This is a genomic window from Rhodococcus sp. NPDC003382, from assembly GCF_053589135.1.
In genome coordinates, this window is the sequence record NZ_JBSFRH010000012.1 from 112572 (window position 1) to 134442 (window position 21871).

22 protein-coding genes are annotated in these 21871 nt (G+C 68.6%); 10 read left to right on the plus strand and 12 right to left on the minus strand.

Features of this window, described 5'->3' with window-relative positions; genetic code table 11:
• Positions 1-33: 33 nt before the first annotated feature.
• The 4 genes from ACWDUD_RS11170 to zapE form a co-directional block, all read right to left on the minus strand.
• Positions 34-1608, minus strand: coding sequence for a flotillin family protein (locus ACWDUD_RS11170; protein WP_450109343.1), 1575 nt, complete (start codon positions 1606-1608; stop codon positions 34-36).
• 10 nt (positions 1609-1618) lie between these two features.
• The gene (locus tag ACWDUD_RS11175; protein WP_450109344.1) at positions 1619-2170 is read right to left on the minus strand and encodes an NfeD family protein; all 552 of its coding nucleotides are present in this window, start codon (positions 2168-2170) and stop codon (positions 1619-1621) included.
• A gap of 80 nt (positions 2171-2250) precedes the next feature.
• On the minus strand, positions 2251-2748 hold the full coding sequence (locus tag ACWDUD_RS11180; RefSeq protein ID WP_450109345.1) for an SRPBCC family protein: 498 nt from the start codon (positions 2746-2748) through the stop codon (positions 2251-2253).
• Positions 2749-2858: 110 nt separating this feature from the next.
• A complete protein-coding gene (gene zapE / locus ACWDUD_RS11185; protein ID WP_450109346.1) occupies positions 2859-3848 on the minus strand; it encodes a cell division protein ZapE in 990 nt (329 codons plus the stop codon).
• A gap of 87 nt (positions 3849-3935) precedes the next feature.
• On the opposite strand from zapE, the gene ACWDUD_RS11190 reads away from it, so the two are divergent.
• The gene (locus ACWDUD_RS11190) at positions 3936-4520 is read left to right on the plus strand and encodes a TetR/AcrR family transcriptional regulator (protein WP_450109347.1); all 585 of its coding nucleotides are present in this window, start codon (positions 3936-3938) and stop codon (positions 4518-4520) included.
• A gap of 33 nt (positions 4521-4553) precedes the next feature.
• Here ACWDUD_RS11190 and ACWDUD_RS11195 read toward each other — a convergent pair whose 3' ends face one another.
• The gene (locus tag ACWDUD_RS11195) at positions 4554-5426 is read right to left on the minus strand and encodes an aldo/keto reductase family oxidoreductase (RefSeq protein WP_450109348.1); all 873 of its coding nucleotides are present in this window, start codon (positions 5424-5426) and stop codon (positions 4554-4556) included.
• A 146-nt stretch (positions 5427-5572) separates the two neighbouring features.
• Here ACWDUD_RS11195 and ACWDUD_RS11200 point away from each other — a divergent pair, with 146 nt between their 5' ends.
• Positions 5573-6016 carry a winged helix-turn-helix transcriptional regulator gene (locus ACWDUD_RS11200; protein ID WP_450109349.1) on the plus strand — a complete coding sequence of 148 codons (444 nt, stop codon included), beginning with the start codon at positions 5573-5575 and terminating at the stop codon, positions 6014-6016.
• A gap of 28 nt (positions 6017-6044) precedes the next feature.
• On the opposite strand, the gene ACWDUD_RS11205 is transcribed toward ACWDUD_RS11200, so the two are convergent.
• Genes ACWDUD_RS11205 through ACWDUD_RS11220 form a run of 4 tightly spaced genes read right to left on the minus strand, consistent with a single transcriptional unit; the run spans position 6045 to position 8229 of the window.
• The gene (locus ACWDUD_RS11205) at positions 6045-6458 is read right to left on the minus strand and encodes a DUF302 domain-containing protein (RefSeq protein WP_450109350.1); all 414 of its coding nucleotides are present in this window, start codon (positions 6456-6458) and stop codon (positions 6045-6047) included.
• A 50-nt stretch (positions 6459-6508) separates the two neighbouring features.
• On the minus strand, positions 6509-6778 hold the full coding sequence (locus tag ACWDUD_RS11210; protein WP_450109351.1) for a metal-sensitive transcriptional regulator: 270 nt from the start codon (positions 6776-6778) through the stop codon (positions 6509-6511).
• Positions 6779-6827: 49 nt separating this feature from the next.
• Positions 6828-7601 carry a sulfite exporter TauE/SafE family protein gene (locus ACWDUD_RS11215; protein WP_450109352.1) on the minus strand — a complete coding sequence of 258 codons (774 nt, stop codon included), beginning with the start codon at positions 7599-7601 and terminating at the stop codon, positions 6828-6830.
• Positions 7602-7626: 25 nt separating this feature from the next.
• The gene (locus tag ACWDUD_RS11220) at positions 7627-8229 is read right to left on the minus strand and encodes a rhodanese-like domain-containing protein (protein WP_450109353.1); all 603 of its coding nucleotides are present in this window, start codon (positions 8227-8229) and stop codon (positions 7627-7629) included.
• A 153-nt stretch (positions 8230-8382) separates the two neighbouring features.
• Here ACWDUD_RS11220 and ACWDUD_RS11225 point away from each other — a divergent pair, with 153 nt between their 5' ends.
• A complete protein-coding gene (locus ACWDUD_RS11225; protein WP_450109354.1) occupies positions 8383-9762 on the plus strand; it encodes an MBL fold metallo-hydrolase in 1380 nt (459 codons plus the stop codon).
• A gap of 258 nt (positions 9763-10020) precedes the next feature.
• Here the strand turns inward: ACWDUD_RS11225 and ACWDUD_RS11230 are convergent, their stop codons facing one another.
• Positions 10021-11271 carry an amidohydrolase gene (locus tag ACWDUD_RS11230; protein WP_450109355.1) on the minus strand — a complete coding sequence of 417 codons (1251 nt, stop codon included), beginning with the start codon at positions 11269-11271 and terminating at the stop codon, positions 10021-10023.
• Between the two features lie 441 nt (positions 11272-11712).
• Here ACWDUD_RS11230 and ACWDUD_RS11235 point away from each other — a divergent pair, with 441 nt between their 5' ends.
• From ACWDUD_RS11235 to ACWDUD_RS11250, 4 genes are all read left to right on the plus strand, one after another.
• Entirely contained in the window at positions 11713-12471 is a 759-nt protein-coding gene (locus ACWDUD_RS11235) for a MerR family transcriptional regulator (RefSeq protein WP_450109356.1), read from the plus strand.
• 243 nt (positions 12472-12714) lie between these two features.
• On the plus strand, positions 12715-15960 hold the full coding sequence (locus ACWDUD_RS11240) for an error-prone DNA polymerase (protein WP_450109357.1): 3246 nt from the start codon (positions 12715-12717) through the stop codon (positions 15958-15960).
• A gap of 10 nt (positions 15961-15970) precedes the next feature.
• Positions 15971-16855 carry a DUF4349 domain-containing protein gene (locus ACWDUD_RS11245; protein ID WP_248675411.1) on the plus strand — a complete coding sequence of 295 codons (885 nt, stop codon included), beginning with the start codon at positions 15971-15973 and terminating at the stop codon, positions 16853-16855.
• Positions 16848-17687, plus strand: coding sequence for an RsiV family protein (locus ACWDUD_RS11250; protein WP_450109358.1), 840 nt, complete (start codon positions 16848-16850; stop codon positions 17685-17687). The genes ACWDUD_RS11245 and ACWDUD_RS11250 overlap by 8 nt, the downstream gene beginning before the upstream one ends.
• Positions 17688-17756: 69 nt before the next feature.
• Here ACWDUD_RS11250 and ACWDUD_RS11255 read toward each other — a convergent pair whose 3' ends face one another.
• Positions 17757-18221, minus strand: a complete 465-nt coding sequence (locus tag ACWDUD_RS11255) for a tRNA (cytidine(34)-2'-O)-methyltransferase (protein ID WP_197256275.1) — start codon at positions 18219-18221, stop codon at positions 17757-17759.
• Positions 18222-18500: 279 nt separating this feature from the next.
• On the opposite strand from ACWDUD_RS11255, the gene ACWDUD_RS11260 reads away from it, so the two are divergent.
• Entirely contained in the window at positions 18501-19136 is a 636-nt protein-coding gene (locus ACWDUD_RS11260) for an excalibur calcium-binding domain-containing protein (RefSeq protein WP_450109359.1), read from the plus strand.
• A 199-nt stretch (positions 19137-19335) separates the two neighbouring features.
• Here the strand turns inward: ACWDUD_RS11260 and ACWDUD_RS11265 are convergent, their stop codons facing one another.
• Positions 19336-19977, minus strand: coding sequence for an MSMEG_1061 family FMN-dependent PPOX-type flavoprotein (locus tag ACWDUD_RS11265; protein WP_197256279.1), 642 nt, complete (start codon positions 19975-19977; stop codon positions 19336-19338).
• 49 nt (positions 19978-20026) lie between these two features.
• On the opposite strand from ACWDUD_RS11265, the gene ACWDUD_RS11270 reads away from it, so the two are divergent.
• Both ACWDUD_RS11270 and ACWDUD_RS11275 read left to right on the plus strand, forming a co-directional pair.
• Positions 20027-20611, plus strand: a complete 585-nt coding sequence (locus ACWDUD_RS11270; RefSeq protein ID WP_450109360.1) for a DNA glycosylase AlkZ-like family protein — start codon at positions 20027-20029, stop codon at positions 20609-20611.
• 4 nt (positions 20612-20615) lie between these two features.
• A partial coding sequence (locus ACWDUD_RS11275; protein WP_450109361.1) for a transposase occupies positions 20616-21871 on the plus strand: 1256 nt, incomplete at its 3' end.

Genomic DNA, 21871 nt, shown 5'->3' on the forward strand with positions numbered 1-21871 from the left:
GGGCCGCTCGCGCAGTCCGAAAGACGCACCTACCTAACTGCTGCCATTGTGCGCGGCATCGACCTTCGCGATCGGTGCAGCGGAGACGGGGGCGGTGGCCGCAGCCGTTGCGGGGCGTTTTCCGACGGACCCGAGCATGCCGCTGATGTCGATACCGGAGGCTTCGAGTGTCTCGATCACGCCGGCGATGGTCGACGGGCTGATCCCGAGGATCGAACCCACCGACCCGGACACGCCGTCGGCGCCCCCGACGATCGAGATGCGGTCGATCTCGCCGACCGGCTTCGCGGCCGCGGCCGTCGCTTCAACCAGGGCCGCGAGGACGTCCGGCAGCATGAGCAGTTGCGCAGCGGCCGGGCTGTACGCGTTGAGTGCCGCCGCGATCTCCTGCTTACCGCTCGCCTCGGCTTCGAGCCGGGCGCGCAGACCGTCGGCCTCGGCCTGCTGCTCGGCCCGCAGTGCGTCGGCGGCGGCCTTGCGACCCTCGGCCTCGGCTTCGAGGCGGGCCTTGATGCCGTCGGCTTCGGCGAGCTGCTCGGTGCGCACCGCGGCGGCGGCGAGCTTGCGGGCATCCGCGTCGGCGGCGCCCGATCGGCGGGCCGCCTCGGCAGACGCGTCGGCTCGCAGGATGGTCGCCTGCTTCTCACCCTCGGCGCGAGCGACCGCCGCCTGCCGTTCCGCTTCCGCGGGGGCGATCACGTCGGCTTCCAGTGCCGCCTTGGCCTGTTCGGCGCGACGTTGCTCGACCTCGATGCGGGCCTGGACCTGCGCGGCTTCGGCCTGCTCCTGCGCGATCCGGACGGCCTTCTCGGCGGTCGCGCGGGCCAGAGGCCCGGCCTGATCGGCTTCGGCGTTCTCCGCTTCGGTCCGGGCTCGCAGCTTCGCCAGTTCGACGTCGCGGGCCTGGTTCGCGGCGGCGATTGCGGTGTCGGCCTCGGCCTGCGCGACCGCGCCTTCCTGCCGGGCCTTCGCGGACTGGATCTGGGCGTCGCGCTGGGCGTTCGCGGTACCGACCGCGGCATCTCGCTTGACCTCGGCGATCCGGCGCTGACCGAGGGACTCGAGATAGCCGTTGTTGTCGCTGATCCCGGCGATCTTGAGAACGTCGACCTCCATGCCGATCCGGGCGAGGTCGCCGCCGGCCTCGTCGACGACGCTGCGCGCGAGGGTCTCGCGGTTCGAGTTGAGGTCCTCGACGGTCATCGTGGCGGTGATCCCGCGCAGTGAGCCGGCGAGAATCTCGTTGATCTGCCGGCGCAGTTCGTCGAGGTCGGAGGTGAGGAAGCGTTGGACGGCGGTCTGCACGGCCTCGTCCGCAGACCCGATGCGGACCAGGCCGACCGCCTCGACGTTCACCGGCACACCGTCGTTCGACAGGGCGTTCTGGAGGTTGATGCTCACATTGAACGGCTCGAGCGACATGATGTCCACCCGCTCGATTCCGGGGATCTTGAAACGGGCCCCGCCCCGCACCACCTTCGGCTTCCCACGACCCGTGAAAACCGCGACCTCGTTCGGCGGGACCTTGATGTAGTTCCGGACATAGACGAGTGGCACTCCGACGAACACCACCAGTGCCACCACGACGGCGACCGCGACAACGATCATGTAGTCATCCTCAGTTCGATTCGGGCAGATGCAGATTGGTGCGGGGATCGTCCGGGATCGAGACGACGTGCAGCACGTCGCCCTCGACGTCGCCGATGTAGACGCGGGAATTTGCGGGCAGGGCGGTCTCTTCCGCGGTGACGGCACGGGACCGCACTCGGTTGCCCTCCGTGTCGGTGAACGCGATCTCACCCCAGCCGTCGGGTTCGATCGACAGGGTGACGACGCCGGTGAGCCCGATGTACGAGAGGCGTCCCGTGTGGGAGTTGCCCTGCTGCCGTAACAGATACGGCAGCAGGACACCTCGGGTCACGGCGACCAGGACGAGCGCCGTGCACGCTGCGGTGACCGCGGCGGCGGTGGTGCCGAAACCGAGAAGTGTTGCGGCGCCGCCTCCCACCCCGATTCCGAGGAATGCCGTGGCGACGGTGGTCAGGTTCAGGAACGGAAGCCCGTCACCTCCGCCTGTGTTCCCGAGTTCCGATCCGACTTCGCCGACGACGAGGGTCCCCACGATCCCCACCAGACCCATTGCGAGACACGCAATGTAGAAGATGTCCACCCGCCCCCTCATTTCGTCGGATCCCCGTCGACCTTACCGTAATCGGGCATTTGTCGGAGTTCGCAGCGGTCGCGGTGAGGTCAGGCGGGATCGGCGGCGAGCTCCCCGAGGGCCGCCAGGTTCGCCGTCATCGCCTGCTGCCACACCGAGAGCCGGTGTGCGACGATCCGGCCTTCCTTGTCGGGATGCTGAGCGATGAACTCGGACAGCGGTGATCGTCCGTCGCACATCCTGGCCCACTGCCGGACGAGGACGCCGTCGCGATCGGAGTCGACCTCGAAACCCCACAGTGCGATCGGGGCATCCGCCGGGCCGACCCGCCACACCCAGCACCGGCCGTCCTCGACTTCGACGATCTCCGGATCGGTGTGCCATTCACCCATCTGTGCACTGGCGTTGTGCCCGCGGAATCGGGCGCCGACCGCGACAGCCGTCGCACCGTCGAGCCACTCGACTCGCTGCAGCTCGCCGTCGACCCGGGTGGGCAGTTCGATGTCGGTGACCAGTTCCCACGCTCGCTCGGGGCTGCAGGTCAGACGCTGGGTGACCTCGACGGTGGGGGTATCGCGCAAACGCATGATTCTCCTCTGATTCGGGACGGTGCGTCTTCCGGGCCGCTGGAACGGCCCGACAGACCCACGGATCGTTACACGCGCGCCCTGCCAACTGTGTCTGCCGGGCGTATCCGTCACCGTCGATTCTGTCCGGGTGTGCGCGCAGGCTCGATACGGCGGAGCTGACCGAGCCGGCTCAGAACCCGGTCGATGTCGACCGGCATGAGGGCGTCGCCGGCGAGTGCGTCGAGAGGTGTGGCCGCAACGAACACGGTGGTGACGTCACGGTCGTAGAGGACGTCGACGACGTTGGCGAAGCGTTGTGCCGGCTCACGGCCCGCGGTGCGGAGATCGGGAATGTTGCCGATCGTCCACCGCGGGAAATCTCCGGCGAGCGCGAGGTAGTCGGCCGGCGCGGTGGTCTTCTCGCACAGATCGGCGAAATCGAGCCACAGGCATCCGTCGATCGCCCGGAGGACGTGGATGGGATGCCCGGCGGGATCGAGGGTCCGATGTTCGTCGGGCGCCGGTTCCCGCAGCCCCGGCAGGTCGACCTCGTCCGGGGTGATCCACCACCCCGCGGCGAACCCTGCCTCGTGCCCGGAGATCGTGCGGTAGTCGGCGGGACCGTCGACGGTGACGACCGTCAGTGCCTGCTCGATCAGTTCGATCGTGGGCACGAAGTCTGTGTGGAACAGAGGATTCGGGAGCAGGGTGTGCGGCGGATAGTTCGAGGTCAGGATGATGCGAATGTCCCGGTCGAGGAGCGCGGGCAGCAGTCGGGCGATGAACTTGCCGTCCGCGGGATCGTGCACGTGGAACTCGTCGAAGCACACGACGTCCACCCCGCCGAGCAGATCGTCGAGGGCGGCGGCCAGATCGTTGCGGTGCCGTCGGATGGCCAGGTGCAGGTCGCGGAAGAACTCGTGGAAATGGACCCGGACCTTGCGGTCGGTCGGCAGCGCAGCGAAGTACGTCGCCATCAGCCAGCTCTTTCCGCGACCCACCGGACCCCACAGATACAGGTTGCGGTCGGTCGCGAGGGCAGCGCCGGCGCGCCGTTGTGCGTCGTCGAGTGTGAATCCCAGTTCGGTTGCTGCCGTGTCGAATACATCGAAATTCACGGTGAGTGCGGGACGCGATCGTGAAGCTCGAAGTCTCCAGCGCATGGGCGAAACTCTAGCATCGTAGAGTTCTGGAAGGGTGGAGACATGGCTCACCGTCGCTCACGTCGTGACCTCATCTGTGAGGCCGCGCTGGACCTCGCGGCCGAGGGCGGCAACCACGCGCTCACCCACCAGGCGATCGACGCGCGGCTCGGCCTGGCGCGCGGGTCGACGTCGTACTACTACCGGACCCGCGCCGCGCTGGTGTCCGCCGCGGTCGTCCACCTGACCGAGATATCGCGTGAACGGTTCCAGGCTGCTGTTCCCGCCGAACCCCCACGATCGATCGAGGAAGCGGCCGGTGTGATCGCAACCCAGCTGGAAACGCTGGTGGGGGAGCGCCGCAGGGACGTACTGGCCCGGTACGCGCTCGTGGCCGACACATTCGACGACGACGAACTTCGCGTGGGCCTGGCGTCGTGCCTGTTCTCGTGCCCGGCCGCGACCGCGCTGATGGACGTCCTGGGCGCTTCCGACGCGGAAGGTGCCGCGCGCGACCTCGTCAGTCTCCTCGAGGGATTGGTCTTCGACGTCGCAGTGGGGGCGCGCGTGTTGGATCCCGGCGGCTCGCCCGCGGAATCGCTGCGGGCACCGATCCGCCGGTGGCTCGCGGCACTCGCCGAGAACTGATTCGCAGCCTGCGTCGTGTCGCCGTTGGAGGTATCAGCGACCGATGGCGTCGAGAGCGGCCAGGTCCTCGGGGGAGAGCCACAGTCCCGCGCCGGCGATGTTCTCGCGCAGGTGTGCCGTCGACGAGGTGCCCGGGATGAGCAGGATGTTCGGTGACCGTTGCAGCAGCCAGGCGAGGGCGACCGACATCGGTGTCGCCTCCCGTCGAGCGGCCACCTCGGAAAGCGTCGACGACTGCAGCGGGGTGAAGCCGCCGAGGGGAAAGAACGGCACGTAGGCGATGCCGTCCTCGGCGAGCGTGTCCACGAGCTCGTCGTCGTCGCGGTGGGCGAGGTTGTACATGTTCTGGACGCACACGATCGGCGCGATCCGCCGCGCTTCGTCGACCTGCTCCGTGGTCACGTTGCTGAGGCCGAGGTGTCGGATGAGGCCCTGCTGTTGCAGTTCGACGAGCGTCTCCAGCGGCTCGGCGAGTGTGCCGGATCGGGGTCCCAGTGCGTCGCCGAGCCGGAGGTCGACCAGGTCGAGCACGTCGAGCCCGAGGGTGTCGAGGTTGTCGTGGACCTGGCGGCGCAGGTCGGCGGGCCGCCGGGCAGGGGGCCAGCCGCCGTCCTCGTCGCGGGTTGCGCCGACCTTGGTCACGATGTGGAGCGATTCTGGGTAGGGACGCAGTGCTTCCCGGATCAGCCGGTTGGTGACGTGCGGCCCGTAGGCGTCGCTGGTGTCGATGTGGGTGATGCCGAGCTCGACGGCTTCGCGCAGCACGGCGAGGGCTTCGGCGCGATCGGCGGGCGGCCCCATGACCCCGGGCCCGGCGAGCTGCATGGCGCCGTAACCGAACCGGGTGACGGTCAGGTCGCCGAGGGTCCGGGCGCCGCCGGGGAGAGAGGTGGAGGTGCTGTTCATCGTGGTGCCTTCCGTGGTGAACGCGGCTTTCGCGTGAACGTGTAGTGGCGCCTGTCGGCTCCGTGCATCAGTATTGGGTGGCAACTTCCTGTCGGGAAGTGGGCACTTCGGAGTGCCTAGGTAACCCGTGGGTGTGAGGAGAAGCGGTGGCGACGGTGACGGCGGCCCAGAAGAGGGCTCAGGCGAAGGCAGCGTACGACGCGTTCCTGGCGGTGTGTCCCAGCCGCGCTCTGCTCGACCGGATCTCGGACAAGTGGGTCGTTCTGATCCTGTGCGCGCTCGGCGGCGACAGCTCGCACGAGCCGGGCGCCTCGGACTCGGGTGCGCCACGGGCGATGCGTTATTCGGAGCTGTCCCGGCGTCTGGCGGGGGTCAGCCAGAAGATGCTGACCCAGACGCTGCGGTCGTTGGAGCGTGACGGCCTGCTCACCCGCACCGTGACACCGACCGTGCCGGTCACCGTGTCCTACGAGCTGACCGCCCTCGGCCTGTCGCTGAACGACATGACGCGCGGTCTCAGGAACTGGGCCGAGTCCAACATGGCCGAGGTGCTCGCGCACCGCGAGGTCTACGACGCCCGCCCCTCCTGATCGGGCGGGCGTTCCCGCCACGCCTGCGTCAGCTCGTCGCCGCGCTCGCGGCCAGCGAATCGATGGCGGCCTGCAACGCGGCCGTGGCATCGTCGGCGACCGCGCCGAGACCCGGGTGATCGGCCACCTGGACCATCATCTGCGGGTTCATCGCGTCGATCAGCACCGCGCCCGGGACGGCGGGGTCGGCGCGGACCACGACGTTGCAGGGCAGCAGCAGACCGATCTGCCGGTCGACGGTCACCGCACGATGCGCGAGCGGTGGGTTGCAGGCGCCGAGGATCAGGTAATCTTCCATGTCCTCACCGAGTTTCGCCTTCAGGGTCGCCTTCATGTCGATCTCGGTGAGTACGCCGAAACCCTGCTCGGCCAGGGCTTTGCGGGTGCGGTCGACCGCGTCGGTGAACGAGGTGTGCAGAGTCGTCGACAATGCGAGTGCCATGTGGTGTTCTGCCTTTCGCTCGAGGGTGACTGTGCGGGTGGATCGAGTGTTCAGGCGAGAGCGAGGAAGAGTTTCTCGAGCTCTGCCTCGGTCATCGGTTCCTTGCCGTCCCGCTCCGTGTCGGTCAGGCATTCCCGCAGTCCGGTCGCGACAATCTTGAATCCGGCGCGGTCCAGTGCCCGGGAGACGGCGGCAAGTTGGGTGACGACGTCCTTGCAGTCGCGGCCCTGCTCGATCATCGAGATCACCCCGGCGAGCTGGCCCTGCGCGCGGCGGAGGCGGTTGAGTACGAGTGCGATGCTGTCTTCGTCGCCGACCATGACGGTGTCCTTTCCTAGACCTGACGGCAAGTGTACCCCCGGGGGTATATCAGCGTAGCGCGACGACGTCGACGAGTACGTAGGCCGCCACCGCGAAGATCAGATAGGCGAACCAGCGCTGAAGGCGGTCGGTGTCCATTCGGGTTCCGAACTGCCCGGCGATCAGCGATCCGGCGATCGCGGTGCCGGCGAACGCCGCCGTGATCGCCCAGTCGACGCTCGTGGTGCTCAGGTGCGAGACCAACCCGGCCGCGGAGTTGGCGACGATGATCACCAGTGAGGTGCCGACCGCGACGGGCATCTCGATGCCGAGCATGAGCACCAGCGCGGGGATGATGAGGAAGCCGCCGCCGACGCCGAACAATCCCGTGAGGAAACCCACCGCCAGACCGGCCGGGATCGAGCGGGAAGCGCACCGGCGCCAGTTGATCCCGGAGCCCTGGGCCGCGCAGGCGGTTCCGGTGTCGGCGCGGTCGGCGAGCATGCGCGCTCCCGCGACGACCATCACCACCGCGAACCCGATCAGCAACACCGACTCGGGCAGCAACCGGCCCACGGCGCTGCCGGCGAAGGTGGCCGGGATCCCGGTGGCGGCGAAGATCCCGGCGAGACGCCATTGGACCTGATGGGCGCGCACCTTCGGTAGCGCGCCCACTGCCGAGGCCGTGCCCACGACGATCAGCGAGATCGGGATCGCCTGCTCGATTCCCAGTCCCAGGCCGAAGACCAGCGCGGGGACGGCGAGGATCGATCCGCCCCCGCCGAGCAGTCCCAGCAGCACACCGATCACAGCGCCGAACCCGAGCGCGAGCACCCACGTCATCTCGTACCTTCTGCTGTCGGTGCGCTCACGACCGGTGTCCGTTCGGGTTGTTCGTCGGCTCGGTCAGCTGGGCCACAATGGTCCGGGGGTCGCACGACGCGCTGCGGTTGTAGGGCAGCTTCGACAGCACGGCGCCCATCGCGCAGGTGTTCGACACCGCGGCGAACGCGAGCCCGCCGCCGACACCGGCCGCGAGCCACTTGAGCTTCGGGACGGCGACGCTGGCCAGGACCGAGGTCAGGACGAGTGAACCCGCGACGAGCCGGACCTGGCGTTCGAGGTCCCAGCGCTGGGCGCCCCGGCGAACGGGCAGGCCGGCCGTTTCCCAGCTGAGCATGCCGCCGTCGAGGATGCGGAGGTTGAACAGTCCCGCGGTGCGCAAGGTCTCCTCGGCCTGGGCGGCCCGCTGCCCGGAGCGGCACACCAGCACGACGTCCTCGTCGAAATGGGCGAGGAACTCGTCACGGTGCTCGCGTAGCAGGTCGAGCGGCACGTTGTAGGCGCCGGAAATGTGCACGGACTCGAATTCGCCCGGCGTCCGGACGTCGACGATGCGCACGTTCTTGCCGGAGCCGGTCAGCTCGCGCAGAGCGATCGGATCGATGGTGACGGCAGTGGGCTCGGTCATGGGGGCCTTTCGATTCGGGGGGTGGCGGGCATCTGCACCGCAGGGGGAATACCCCAGGGGGTACTTGACATACCCTAGGGGGTATATGCCAACCTGTCCACATCGCCCCGGAAATCCCCGGGAACCCATCCGGCACCAGTCACGGAGGAGTCCATGATTCTCGAGCAGTACTACATCGAGTGCCTCTCCCACGCGTCGTATCTGATCGGCGACGAGAGCACCGGCCGGGCCGTCGTGGTCGACCCGCGTCGTGACATCACCGAATACCTCGACAACGCAACGAAATACGGCCTGACCATCGACGGGGTGATCAACACGCACTTCCACGCCGACTTCGTGTCCGGTCATCTCGAACTGGTCGCGGCCACGGGCGCGTGGATCGGCTTCGGGGAGGCCGCCGAGACCGACTATCCGATCCGCCGGCTGCGTGAAGGTGAGCGACTGTCCCTCGGCGAGGTCGAACTCGAGATCCTGGCCACACCGGGGCACACCTGGGAGTCGATCTCGGTGCTGGTGCGTGAGCGCCCCGGCGCCGTCCCGACCGCGGTGCTCACCGGTGACTCGCTGTTCATCGGCGACGTCGGCCGCCCGGACCTGGTCAACCTCGGCGAAGGATCGACCGCCGATCTGGCCCGCGCCATGTTCCGCACCGTGCACGAGAAGCTGCTGGCCCTTCCGGACGAGGTCACCGTCATGCCGGCGCACGGCGCAGGCTCGTCGTGCGGGAAGAATCTGTCGGCGGAACTGACCTCCACGATCGGCGAGCAGCGGGCGACGAACCCGTCGGTGCAGCCGATGACCGAGGCCGCCTTCGTCGCCCTGATCACCGAGGGGCAACCGGCCGCTCCGTCGTACTTCTCGGTCGACGCCGCGATGAACAAGCGGATCCACCCGCTCCTCGCGCAGGATCGCACCATCCCCGAACTGACACCCACGCAGGTGCGGGCCGAACTCGCCGCCGGCACCCGCGTGCTCGATGCGCGCAGCGTCGACGACTTCGCCGCCGGGCACCTGCGCGGTTCGGTCAACGTCGGATTCGACGGCCGTTTCGCCGAGACCGGCGGCATGGTCGCCGATGTCGGCGAGAAGATCGTGCTGATCACCTACCCCGGTGAGGAACAGGATGCGGCGGTGCGCCTGGCCCGGATCGGTTCGGATGGTGCGGCGGGCTATCTCACCGTCGACCGGGACGGGGTGTTTCCCGCGGAACTGACCGGGCTGATCCAGGCCGCGCCGCGCACCACCGTCGAGCAGCTCGATCGGTTGCTCGCCGCCGATGCGGTGACCCTCGTCGACATCCGCAATCCCGGTGAGCGCGAGTTCGGCACCATCCCCGGAGCGGTGCCGATTCCGTTGGCGCAGATACGAACCCGCGTGGATCAGGTGCCGGGCGACAAACCGATCGTGGTGCACTGCGCGGGTGGGTGGCGCTCGAGCGTGGCGGCCTCGCTGCTGCGGGCCCACGGTTTCGACGGCGTCTCGGACCTGGTCGGTGGCTACAACGCCTGGGCCGAGGCCCACGTCCCGGCGTGATCACCCGGGCAGCACCGGCGGCCGCCCCCTGCTTCCACGAGTTCCACGAACGATCGATCCCTGGAGGATTCCATGTGTTACCCCGTCACCTGCTCCCGCTGCGGCAAGACCGGCTGGGGAGGATGCGGCCGGCACGTCGACGCAGTCATGCGCTCCGTGCCCACCGCCGACCGCTGCACCTGCAGCCAGGACGCCCCGCCGGTTCAGGACCGGCGCGCGACTTTTCGTTCACTGTTCCGGCGCTGATCCCACGGCCGGCTACTCGCTGCCCGCCGCCGGCATCCAGGTGCGGGCTGCGGTCACCAGCGCACGGACCCCGATCGGAAGCGTCGGTTCGATGACGGGGGCGTAGTGCGGCGAGTGGTTGGACGGCACTGTCAGCAGCGCAGGGTCTGTCATGTCACCCGTGGTGAACAACGAAGGATCGGCGCCTCCGAGCAGCCAGTACGACAACGGGGCCCCGCAGCTGGTGGCGAGGATGCCGACGTCTTCGCTTCCCGCGCCGGCGCCCGGATCCAGAATGTTGTCGTGCCCCAGCAGATCTCCGAGGGCGTCGAGGCTCCGGCTCAGGGCGGCGGGGTCGTTGGATACGACGGGGAAGCGCTCGATCTCGGTGATCGTGGGCTCGTCCGGTGTGCCGGCGGTCGCGGCTTCGCCGCGCACGATGCGTTCGACGCTGTCGAGAATCCGGCGCCGCACCGCGGGATCGTAGCTACGGATGTTCAACTGGATCTCGGCGTAGCCGGGGATCACGTTCGCCGCGTCGCCGGCGTGGATCGAACCGACGGTGAGGACAGCGGTGGCGGTGCTCGGAATCTCCCTGGAGATGATGGTCTGGAGACGCAGGACCGTTGCTGCGGCCAGGACGATGGGATCGACCGAAGCCTCCGGCATCGAACCGTGTGCGCCCTTGCCTGCGAGGCGGATACGCAGCGAATCGGATGCCGCGTACGAGGGGCCGGGATGCCCGGCGATCTTGCCGGCAGGCAGCGGTGCCACATGCTGGCCGAGCACGACATCCGGTGTCGGGAATCGCTCGAACAAGCCGTCGTCCACCATCGCCTGGGCGCCCGCGCCCAGTTCCTCGGCGGGCTGGAACACCAGCATCGCCGTGCCGGTCCAGGCGGATCTGTCGTCCGCCAGAATCTGCGCTGCGCCCAGCAGGCAGGTGGTGTGCAGGTCGTGGCCGCACGCGTGAGCGACCGGCACGGTCTTGCCGCGCTCGTCGGTGGCTGTGACGGTGCTGGCGTAGTCGAGGCCGGTGTCCTCGCGGACGGGCAGGGCATCCATGTCCGCCCGCAGCAGTGCGGTCGGGCCGGTGCCGTTCTTCAGGACACCGACCACACCGGTCTTGCCTATCCCGGTTGTCACGTCGAATCCCGTTGCGCGCAGCCGTTCTGCCACGATCGAAGCGGTGCGGTGCTCCTGGAACCCGAGTTCGGGGTGGCGGTGAAGGTCCTTGTACACGTCGACGAGTTCCGGATCGATCCTGGTGTCGGGCACGGTCATCGTGACCTCCTTCGGCAGCGTTGTCGATCGGACGGGATCACCCACTCTGCATCTCGCCATCATCGCACAGCGTCGCCGGGGCCGGGGGGCTTCCCGCACACCGGCGCGAATATGGTACGACCGCTGGCACATACGCCCCTGCAGCGACGGCGGCGGACGGAGGATCCCGCTGAACCTGCTGTCACACGACCACGAATCTTACTGCGTACGAGCGAGTTTCTGTGACGGAGGGTTCCTGTGTGCTGTCGAGCGCAGGACTGTTCGAACATCGAGCCCCTGAAATGGCGTGTCCGGCGACATCGGGCTACTTCTGGATGATGTGGCGTGCGGACCGAATTCTCGGCTGATCCGGCGCATTCCTGCTTGACCTTCACGTAACGGCAACTTCTACGGTCGAAGACGAGGCCGGATCGACCGGCCTCACGGAAGATGGGAAGCACCATGAGCTGGTCGATCGCGGATGTGGCGAGGATGTCGGGCGTCACCGCCCGCACCTTGCGGCATTACGACGACATCGGGTTGCTCGAGCCCGCCTACGTGGGCACCAACGGCTACCGCTACTACGAGGATGCGCAACTGTTGCGCTTGCAGCAGATCCTCGTCCTGCGCGAACTCGGCCTGGGCCTCGCCGAGATCGCCGAGGCGGTCGACTCCGAGCCGGACACGCTCGCCGCCCTCAGGCGCCAGCACATCCGCCTTCTCGGAGAGCGCGACCGCCTGACGCGGATGGCCGACACCGTGGCGCACACCATCGCCGAACTCGAAGGGAAGACGGAAATGGCAGTCGAGATCAACCGCCCGGAGAACCTGTTCGAGGGCTTCGACCACACCCGGTACGACGACGAGGCCCGCGAGCGCTGGCCGGAGGAGTTCGAGCAGTCTCGGCGCAACACCGCAACGATGACTGTCGAGGACATCGAGCGTATGCAGCGTGAGCTGACCGCGGCGATGATCCGTATGGCCGAGTTCATGGCCGCGGGCACCCCGGTCGGCGACGTGGCGGTCCAGGCCGAGATCCATGTGCAATACCAGGGCATATGCCGCATGTGGACCCCGAACCGGGACGCGTACAAATGTCTCGGGCAGATGTATGTGGACGACGAGCGGTTCAAGGCGAACTACGAGAAGATCGCCGAGGGTCTGGCCGAATTTCAGCGGGACGCGATGGTCGTCTACGCGGACGAGCGGCTCGGCGAGTAGTCCTCGCCCGGCCGGCGCTCCGGATCCTGCCGGGACAACACAGCGAACCGGCCGTGGCCGCCCTCACCGATCGCCGCGACATGACATCACCCGCAGCCCAACACCGCTCGACGAACAGCACGCTCGGCGTGGGATTCTGGTGAATGGCCCGACCCTCGACAAGTGTGCTCGCAGTTCTTGCGTCGGCCGCCGCGGGATGATCCGCTATCATCGAACACGTGTTCGAGTTCGAGGTGGGTGCGCATGGGATGGAGTAACGGCCCGCCCACGTGGGCGGAGCTCGAACGGGTTCTGTCCGGCCGGCCCCGCCGCGAACCGGAGTTCCCCGGCGACGGCAGCGACAGCCCGGCCTGGTCGCGCACCCGCCCCGAGTACGAGGCCCGGGTGCGCCGACCGGACGGGCCGGTCGTGCCGTACGCCGAACTGCACACGCATTCGGCGTTCAGCTTCCTCGACGGTGCCTCCACACCCGAGGAGCTGGTCGAGGAGGCTGCGCGACTCGGCCTCGAGGCGCTCGCGCTCACCGACCACGACGGCATGTACGGCGTCGTCCGGTTCGCCGAGGCTGCGCGGGAGTTGGCGGTGCCCACCGTGTTCGGTGCCGAGCTCACCCTCGACGACGCGCACCTGCTCGTCCTGGCGCGTGGGCAGGAAGGGTACCGGCGGCTGTCCCGGCAGATCGCCGCCGCGCACCTGGTCGGCGGCACCAAGGGCGCGCCGCGCTACGACCTCGACGCGCTCGCCGACGCCGCCGGCGACCACTGGCAGATCCTCACCGGCTGCCGTCGGGGGCACGTCCGGCGGGCCCTCGCGATCGGCGGTCCCGACGCGGCCGCGGCCGCCCTGCGCGAGCTGATCGACCGGTTCGGCGCCGACCGCGTCACCGTCGAACTGACCCGGCACGGACTGCCCGACGACGACGAACGCAATGCGGCCCTGGCTGCGCTCGCCGAGGCGCACGGACTGACCTGCATCGCGAGCACCGCGGCGCACTTCGCGGACCCGTCCCGCAGGCGTCTCGCCATGGCGATGGCCGCCGTCCACGATCGGCAGAGCCTCGACGACGCCGCGGGCAGGCTCGCCCCCACCGGCGGCGGTCATCTGCGTTCCGGTGCCGAGATGGCGCAGCTGTTCGCCGCCCATCCCCACGCGGTGCACCACGCCGCGGAACTCGGCCGCGAATGTGCATTCGATCTGCGGCTCATCGCACCGAATCTGCCGCCGTTCGACGTACCCGCCGGTCACACCGAATTCACCTGGCTGCGCAAACTCACCTTCGACGGCGCGCACCGCCGCTACGGGCCATCGGAACGCAATCCGGCCGCCTACCGGCAGCTCGAACACGAACTCGACGTCATCGGCCGGCTCGACTTCCCCGGCTACTTCCTCGTCGTGCACGACATCGTCACCTTCTGCAAGAACAACGACATCCTGTGCCAGGGAAGAGGTTCGGCAGCCAACTCCGCCGTCTGCTACGCCATCGGCATCACGAACGTCGACCCGGTGCGCAACGAACTGCTCTTCGAACGCTTTCTGTCCCCGGAACGCGACGGCCCCCCGGACATCGACATCGACATCGAATCCGACCGCCGCGAGGAAGCCATCCAGCACGTCTACAGCAAGTACGGGCGCGAGTACGCCGCGCAGGTCGCCAACGTCATCACCTACCGCGGCAAGTCCGCCGTCCGCGACATGGCCCGCGCGCTCGGGCACTCGCAGGGCCAGCAGGACGCGTGGAGCCGTCAGGTGAGCCGCTGGCACGGCGTCACCACCGAGACCGACACAGACATCCCGCGTCCGGTGCTCGAACTCGCCGCGCAGATCGAAGGACTCCCGCGGCACCTGGGCATCCACTCCGGCGGCATGGTCATCTGCGACCGACCCATCGCCGACGTGTGCCCCGTCGAATGGGCGCGGATGCCCGGGCGCAGCGTGCTGCAGTGGGACAAGGACGACTGCGCCGCAGCCGGACTCGTCAAGTTCGACCTGCTCGGCCTCGGCATGCTCTCCGCGCTGCATTACATGATCGACCTGGTCGCCGAGAACGAAGGCGTCACCGTCGATCTCGCACAGCTCGACCTCACCGAACGTGGCGTCTACGAAATGCTGTGCCGCGCAGACTCCGTGGGGGTCTTCCAGGTGGAGTCGCGCGCCCAGATGGCGACACTGCCCCGGCTGAAGCCGCGCAACTTCTACGACCTGGTGGTCGAGGTCGCGCTGATCCGTCCCGGTCCGATCCAGGGCGGATCCGTGCACCCCTACATTCGGCGCCGCAACGGACTCGAACCCGTCACCTACGACCATCCGTGCCTGGAGAAGTCGCTGAAACGGACCCTCGGTGTGCCGTTGTTCCAGGAACAACTCATGCAGATGGCCGTCGACGCGGCCGGCTTCACCGCCGCCGAAGCCGACCAGTTGCGCCGCGCGATGGGTGCGAAACGCTCGACGGAGAAGATGGAACGGTTGCGCGGCAGACTCTACGACGGTATGCGCGAGCGACACGGCATCACCGGCGCCGTCGCCGACCGCATCTACGAGAAATTGCATGCGTTCGCGAATTTCGGTTTCCCGGAAAGCCATTCGCAGAGTTTCGCGTCGCTCGTGTTCTACTCCGCCTGGTTCAAGCTGCATCACCCGGCGGCATTCTGCGCGGGCCTGCTGCGCGCTCAGCCGATGGGGTTCTACTCCCCGCAGTCCCTCGTCGCCGACGCCCGCCGGCACGGGGTGGTCGTGCACGGACCGGACATCAACGCGAGCCTCACCCACGCCACCACCGAGAACCGGGGCCGGGAGGTGCGGCTCGGCCTCGGCGCGGTCCGGCATATCGGCGACGCTCTGGCCGCACGCATCGTCGCCGAACGCGACGAGCACGGGCCGTACACGTCGTTCCCGGACCTGACGACCCGGGTGGAACTGACCACCGCTCAGGCCGAATCGCTCGCCACCGGGGGAGCACTCACCTGTTTCGGGATCACCCGCCGCGAAGCGCTGTGGGCGGCGGGAGCAGCGGCCGGGCAACGCCCCGACCGGCTCCCCGGCATCGGGGCATCCACGCAGGCGCCGGCACTGCCCGGCATGAGCGACGTCGAACTCGCCGCGGCGGACGTGTGGGCTACGGGTGTGTCGCCGGACAGCTATCCGACGCAGTTCCTGCGCCCGCAACTCGACGCGCTCGGTGTCGTGCCCGCCGGACGGTTGCTGCAGATCCCCGATGGGAAACGGGTACTGGTCGGGGGCGCGGTCACCCACCGGCAGCGACCCGCGACCGCCGCGGGCGTGACCTTCCTCAATCTCGAGGACGAGACCGGCATGGTGAACGTCGTCTGCTCGGTGGGGCTGTGGGCGAAATACCGCACGCTCGCGCACACCGCCCCGGCGCTGCTGGTGCGCGGACGGGTGCAGAACGCGGAGGGCGCGGTCACCGTCGTCGCGGACCGGCTGCAGCGGATGGATCTGCGAACGGCGGGGAAGTCCCGCGACTTTCGTTAGGATCGCCGCCATGAACCGGCTGCTGGTGGTCCTGCTCACCGCGATAGCCCTGCTCGCCACCGGCTGCGGCGGAACCGGCTCCGACTCCGGAAGCGCCCCGTCCGCGTCGATGCCGCCGTCGCCGTCCCTGGCCGACGGCACCCGCGAATCCGCCCCCGCCGACACGCAGGCGACCGAACGCAAGGAAATCGTCACCGGACACCTGATGATCACCGCCGACGATCCGATCGCGGTCGGACGGCAGGTGGTGACGATCGTCGAGGACTCGGGCGGTCGCGTCGACTCCGTCACCGAACAGCCCGGGATCAGCAGCGTGCTCACGGTGCGGGTTCCGGCGGACCGGCTCGAAGGCACCATCGACGAACTCCGCGGTCTCGGTGAGGTGACCAGCCTGACCACCACGCGCGACGACGTCACCCTGCAGTACACGGACCTCGAGGCGCGGATCTCCGCCCTGCAGGCATCCGTGGACCGACTGCGGGCGCTGATGGAGTCCGCCGCGAACACCGCCGATCTCATCGAGGCGGAGAACGCGCTGGCGGATCGTCAGGCGGAGCTGGACAGTCTCACCGCGCAGCAGCGGTACCTGTCGGATCAGATCGACCTGTCCACCTTGACCGTCGACATCAGCGCCGAACCACGCCGCCCCGACGACCGCGACAGCTTCTGGGACGGAGTGCTCGCGGGCTGGGACAACCTGCGGTCCGCGATCGGCGATTCGATCGTCGCGCTCGGGGTGGCACTGCCGTGGATCGTGTTCTTCCTCCTGGGTGCCGGCATCGTCTACCTGATCGTCCGGCTGCTCGCCCGCATCGGACGCCGCCGGCCCGGAACCCCCGGAACTCCGGCGGAAACCCCCGACGAGAACCCGAAGGTGGAGGCGGACGATGACTAGGCGGATGAACGGCCGATGGACCCGAATGCTCGCTGCCGGTGCCTGCACGACCGCGGCCGTGCTGCTGGCCGCGTGTGGTGGAGAAACGGAATCCGGCACGCCGGTACCCGAATCAGCCACGGCCGCAACGCAGATGGATGCCGCCGAAACGGACGCCCCCGGCTCGAAGCAGACGCATTCGCAGCCGTCTGCCGGTGTCTCCGAGAAACCCGAGGTGTCCGCACCCTATCGGGCCGAGGAGATCCTGGTGTCGGGCTCGACCGACACGGTCGACTACGACGTGGTGATCCCGCAGATCAGTGGCGGGGACCCGGCCGTCGTCACCGAGTTCAACGAGTCGATGCGGGCAGCGCTCGAGGACTGGATCCAACGCTCCGACGACATGAGCTACACGCTCTCGACACAGGAACACGAGGTGACGCGCATCGGGGAGCACGTCGTCGCAGGTCTGCTCGTCGCTTCCTACAACGCGAATCCGCCGGGCGCGCACCCGACACCGCTGGTCGCCACGGTCGTGGTGAACACGGACACCGCAGCCCCGATCACGCTGCAGGACCTGTTCCCGGACCTGCAGGCCGGGCTGAACCGGCTGTCCGAGCAGGCGGCTCTGCTGTTGCCCGGTACCGCGGCCGGTCCGGAATATTTCGCCGATGGCATCGCCCCCGAGACGGCGAACTTCGCGAACTGGCTGCCGACTCCCGCGGGCATGGAGATCCACTTCGACGACTACCAGGTCGGGCCGCACGCGGTCGGGCTCGTCACGATCACCGTGCCGTGGGAGAACCTGACCGACGTCATGGATCCCTACATGGCAACCGTCGTCGCGAGCTGAGCAGCCGCCAATCCAGCGGATATCCGCGCGCTGCCGGTCGCGCGCGGATGTCTCGCGGGCGGGCGAACGTCAGACGGCCCCGGCGAATCCGTGCTGTCGCCATGCCTCGTAGGTGACGACGGCAGCGGCGTTCGACAGATTCAGCGACCGGCGGCCGGGCAGCATCGGGATACGGACCTGCGCAGTGATGTGCGGATCGGCGAGGACCTCGTCGGACAGGCCCGTCGGTTCCGGCCCGAACAGCAGCACGTCTCCCGGCTGGTATTCGATCGACGCGTACGACACCTCGCCGTGCGCGGTGAACGCGTACACCCGCTCCGGCTGCAGCGCATCCCAGGCCTCCTGCAGCCCTGCGTGCACCGTCACCGACGCCAGGTCGTGGTAGTCCAGTCCCGCACGCCGCAATTTCGGTTCCGACAGGTCGAACCCAAGCGGTTCCACCAGGTGCAGTTCGCAGCCGGTACCGGCGACCATGCGGATCGCGTTACCGGTGTTGGGGGGTATGCGGGGTTCGTGGAACATCACTCGGAACACCCGACCACCTTGCCAGAATCGGGGCGGCAACTTGAACTCAGCACACCCTGACGCAAGTCCCAGAACACGCTGATGGATTGTGCTGCCCGGGGGTCTCCCGGGCGACCTAATCGATTGTGTGAATGCCTACAGCTGGCTCCGGATCAGGCCGGGGCAGCGGATAGGGGCTTGTCGCAGCGGAGCGGATGACCGGCTCCGGCAATCATTCTTTGTGTGATGTAACAAACCATTCGGCCCCGGCGACGTTCTGCGGAACGTACCTCTCAGAACGGACCTCTGATGAACCCACCTGCTGGTTGGCACCCAGACCCCTACGATCCGTCGATCGATCGCTACTGGGACGGTCAACAGTGGACTGGCCACACCAGGCCCAAGGGGGCCTACGCCCCTACTCAGGCGTTCGGTGCTGCCGACGCTGGTGATCCCGCCAACAACGGGAAGAAGCGCAAGACCTGGCCGGGGGTCCTCGGCGCTGGCGTCCTCGGGTTCGCTGTCCTCGGCTCGGTTGTCGATACCGAGGACAAGAAGGACGCTCCGGCCGCCGTAGTCGCTACAACGACCAGTTCGGCGGCTCCGACAACCACAACGGCTCCTCGGACTACAACAACGACGGTCCCGCCCACCACCACAGCCACAACGGCACCTGCTGTCGTGCCGCTGGTGCCCCAGGTCGAGACGACGACCACGGTGTACACACCGCCGCCTGCCCCGGCGTACACCCCACCTCCGACGACTCAGTACACGCCTCCGCCCACGACGGAGTACACGCCGCCTCCGGCTCCGCGGCAACCGACCGTGTCGTACAGGAACTGTGATGAGGCGAAGGCTGCCGGGGCTGCTCCAATCCTTAAGGGCGAGCCGGGTTATGGAACTCATCTCGACCGGGACAAGGACGGCATTGCCTGCGACAAGTAGTGTCGATCGACCGGATGGTTGCGGCTAAACCCACATGCCAGCCGGGGCTCTTCGCGCTCGGCGTCCGGCAGGACGTCGAACGACGGCGAGCTGCTCACTGTGTCCAGAGCGGGGCGAGTCTCCGAGTGCGGATGGTAGCGCATCCGCAACCGCAGGTGCCCCGCTCAATCCCGTTGGCGCGGGTCTCACGCGGCGTGAGTCACCGCGGCTGCTTCGGGCGGTACAGCTGCTGCGCGTAGGACGGTCCGTAATACCGCTCGAGTTCCTCGAGCGTCTCGGGTGCGTCGGGGACGGTCGCCTTCGCCAGCGCCGCGACCGACGGCAGAACCGTGGGATTCCACGTGTCCGGATCCCACAGCTTCGACCGCATGAACGCCTTGGCGCAGTGGTGGAAGACCTCCTCGATCTCGACGACCAGGCACAGGTTCGGGCGATGGTTGGCGACGCGGAGATCGTGGAAGAACGGCGCCTCCGTCACCAGCCGGGCGCGGCCGTTGATCCGGAGCGTGTCCCCGCGGCCGGGGACGAAGAAGTTCAAGCCCACGAACGGATTCCGGAGAATGTTGCGGTAGCCGTCCATGCGCTTGTTGCCCGGCCGTTCGGCCAGCGCGATGGTGGTGTCGTCGAGAACGTGCACGAGCCGGCCGGGAGGGTCGCCCTTGGGGGAGACGTCGCAGCGGCCCGTCTCGTCGGACGTGCCCACCAGGCAGAACGGCGACGCCGCGAGCCACTCGATGTCGAGTAGGTGCAGCCGTGCCCGAACCTTGTTCGCCGCCCGGAACGTCGGGACGCCGAACAACGCCGTCAATTCGTCGGGATCGCGGATCTCGGTCCAGGTCACCGCCCGACGCTACCAACGGATGTCGGTGGCCGCACCTACAGTTGCCGGCATGACGGTGCGCACGGTCGGGGTGGGCGAACGCAGGGCACGGCTAACACGCAGGCACCGCTTGTCTCCGGGGCATCGCGCCGCGGACGCGGTGGACGCGGCGACGAGCATGGTGTGCCTGCACGGGACCGACGCGCCGACCGTGTATCTCTCGGCGTGGGCACGCGTCGCCGATGTCACCGTCGCCGATCTCGACGAGGCGCTCTACGCCGACCGTTCGCTGGTCAAGCACCTGTCGATGCGGCGCACCATCTTCGTCTTCCCCCGGCATGTCCTGCCGTTCGCGCAGGCCGGCGCGAGCAATCGGGTGGCACTGGCGGAACGACGGAGGCTCACAACAGTCGACGAGAAATCCGATACTCCGTCATACTCTCCGATTCTTCCTGTTGCCTTGCTGCGTGTCCCGGAAAGAGCGGGATCGGCACGCACCGCAGGGCCGGTCACCGCATCGGCACACACCCCGACCCGGTCGGGACGCGGACCGAACCGAATCTGTCGGTGCCCGACGCTACGGTCGACGCCGCAGTCGAGCACGACGAGATGGTCCCGGCAGGAACCGATCGACGACGACACAGGGCGGGGGTGAACGGATGAGCAACACCGCACCGATCGACCGGCGCCCGTTCGCGTTCACCACCCGCCCCCATCGTGCGGTCGACGACACCACCGGCGAGCCGATCGGACTCGACGACCTCGACACCCGCATCGCATGGCTGCTCGACCTGATCGCCGGCGCCGAAACCGAACTGCTCACCCGACTGTGGCACCCGGACACCTTCGACACCCTGGCCGCCGGCCGCGACCGCGACGGCCGGGCACTGCCCAGGCACGGACACGTCGCGGCGGCGCGTCTGGGCTGGACCCCGATCTATCCCGACGGGGTGTACGTGCCGTCGCGGGTGACGCGGGTGGTCACCGCCCACGCCACCGCGACCCTGCGGACCCTGGCGTATCGGGATGCGGCGATCGCGGCGCTGTCGGCCCGGTTCGATCCCGCCACCGGACGCATCGCCGCACCGGAGTGTGCTGCGGAGTATGTGCCGTCGGGGTTCGCGCGGGGCGTGCGCCGTCAACTGCTCGCCCGGACCCGTCGGGTCGACGAGACGGCCTCGGCGGTGACACCACTGCGGATCACCGACATCCAAACCCCACCGCAGGTAAGTCCGATGGCCCGACTGTCCGCCGCCGACACCCAACTCGCCCGGCTCACCGTCACCGGCGACACCATGGTGCTGACGGTGAAACTGCCCACCACCGCCGCCCCGACGGGGCGGGCGCACGGGAGGTCGGTGCGCCTGACCGCCGCGCTCCCACCGCACCTGCACGGCCGGGCGGTCACGCAGTGGCATCTGCCGACCCTGACCCTCGACGGGCGGGGTGTGCTGCTGCGGTGCGCCGCCACCGAAGCCGTCCCCGCCGGTGACCTCGCGGCGGGCACGGTCGCGGTGGGGGTGGATTGGTCACCGGCCACCCTCGGCGCCGCCGCCGTGGTCACCGACACCGGCGACGGGTTGGTCTCCGACTTTCGGGGCTACAGCTACGACGATCGTGGTCTCGGCATCACACTCGCCCGCCTCCAGAAGGAAGGCCAATTCCTGCACCGCAAGGCCGCCCGGCTGCGCCGGCTCGCCGAGACCGCACCGCCCCGGGTGCGGGCGGAGCTGGAGGCGAAGATCGCGGTCCTCGAGGACAATCGCCTCGCGATCGGTGTCAAACGCGGGAAGATCAACCGAGAGCTCGCGTTTCATTTCGCCCGGCAGGTCGCCGACTACGCCGCTGCGGCGGAGGCGACGGTGATCGCGGTGGAGGACCTGACCACCCTGGAGGCTCGCAGGCGCGGCCGGTG

Bases quoted from the DNA above. Each gene is read 5' to 3' on its own strand.
- ACWDUD_RS11215 (WP_450109352.1), bottom strand. From the start codon at position 7,601: ATGACGTGGGTGCTCGCGCTCGGGTTCGGCGCTGTGATCGGTGTGCTG.
- ACWDUD_RS11270 (WP_450109360.1), top strand. From the start codon at position 20,027: ATGACGGTGCGCACGGTCGGGGTGGGCGAACGCAGGGCACGGCTAACA.
- ACWDUD_RS11240 (WP_450109357.1), top strand. From the start codon at position 12,715: ATGGGATGGAGTAACGGCCCGCCCACGTGGGCGGAGCTCGAACGGGTT.
- ACWDUD_RS11250 (WP_450109358.1), top strand. From the start codon at position 16,848: ATGACTAGGCGGATGAACGGCCGATGGACCCGAATGCTCGCTGCCGGT.
- ACWDUD_RS11260 (WP_450109359.1), top strand. From the start codon at position 18,501: ATGAACCCACCTGCTGGTTGGCACCCAGACCCCTACGATCCGTCGATC.
- ACWDUD_RS11195 (WP_450109348.1), bottom strand. From the start codon at position 5,426: ATGAACAGCACCTCCACCTCTCTCCCCGGCGGCGCCCGGACCCTCGGC.
- ACWDUD_RS11235 (WP_450109356.1), top strand. From the start codon at position 11,713: ATGAGCTGGTCGATCGCGGATGTGGCGAGGATGTCGGGCGTCACCGCC.
- ACWDUD_RS11190 (WP_450109347.1), top strand. From the start codon at position 3,936: ATGGCTCACCGTCGCTCACGTCGTGACCTCATCTGTGAGGCCGCGCTG.
- ACWDUD_RS11205 (WP_450109350.1), bottom strand. From the start codon at position 6,458: ATGGCACTCGCATTGTCGACGACTCTGCACACCTCGTTCACCGACGCG.
- ACWDUD_RS11225 (WP_450109354.1), top strand. From the start codon at position 8,383: ATGATTCTCGAGCAGTACTACATCGAGTGCCTCTCCCACGCGTCGTAT.
- ACWDUD_RS11245 (WP_248675411.1), top strand. From the start codon at position 15,971: ATGAACCGGCTGCTGGTGGTCCTGCTCACCGCGATAGCCCTGCTCGCC.
- ACWDUD_RS11210 (WP_450109351.1), bottom strand. From the start codon at position 6,778: ATGGTCGGCGACGAAGACAGCATCGCACTCGTACTCAACCGCCTCCGC.
- ACWDUD_RS11220 (WP_450109353.1), bottom strand. From the start codon at position 8,229: ATGACCGAGCCCACTGCCGTCACCATCGATCCGATCGCTCTGCGCGAG.
- ACWDUD_RS11180 (WP_450109345.1), bottom strand. From the start codon at position 2,748: ATGCGTTTGCGCGATACCCCCACCGTCGAGGTCACCCAGCGTCTGACC.
- ACWDUD_RS11170 (WP_450109343.1), bottom strand. From the start codon at position 1,608: ATGATCGTTGTCGCGGTCGCCGTCGTGGTGGCACTGGTGGTGTTCGTC.
- ACWDUD_RS11230 (WP_450109355.1), bottom strand. From the start codon at position 11,271: ATGACCGTGCCCGACACCAGGATCGATCCGGAACTCGTCGACGTGTAC.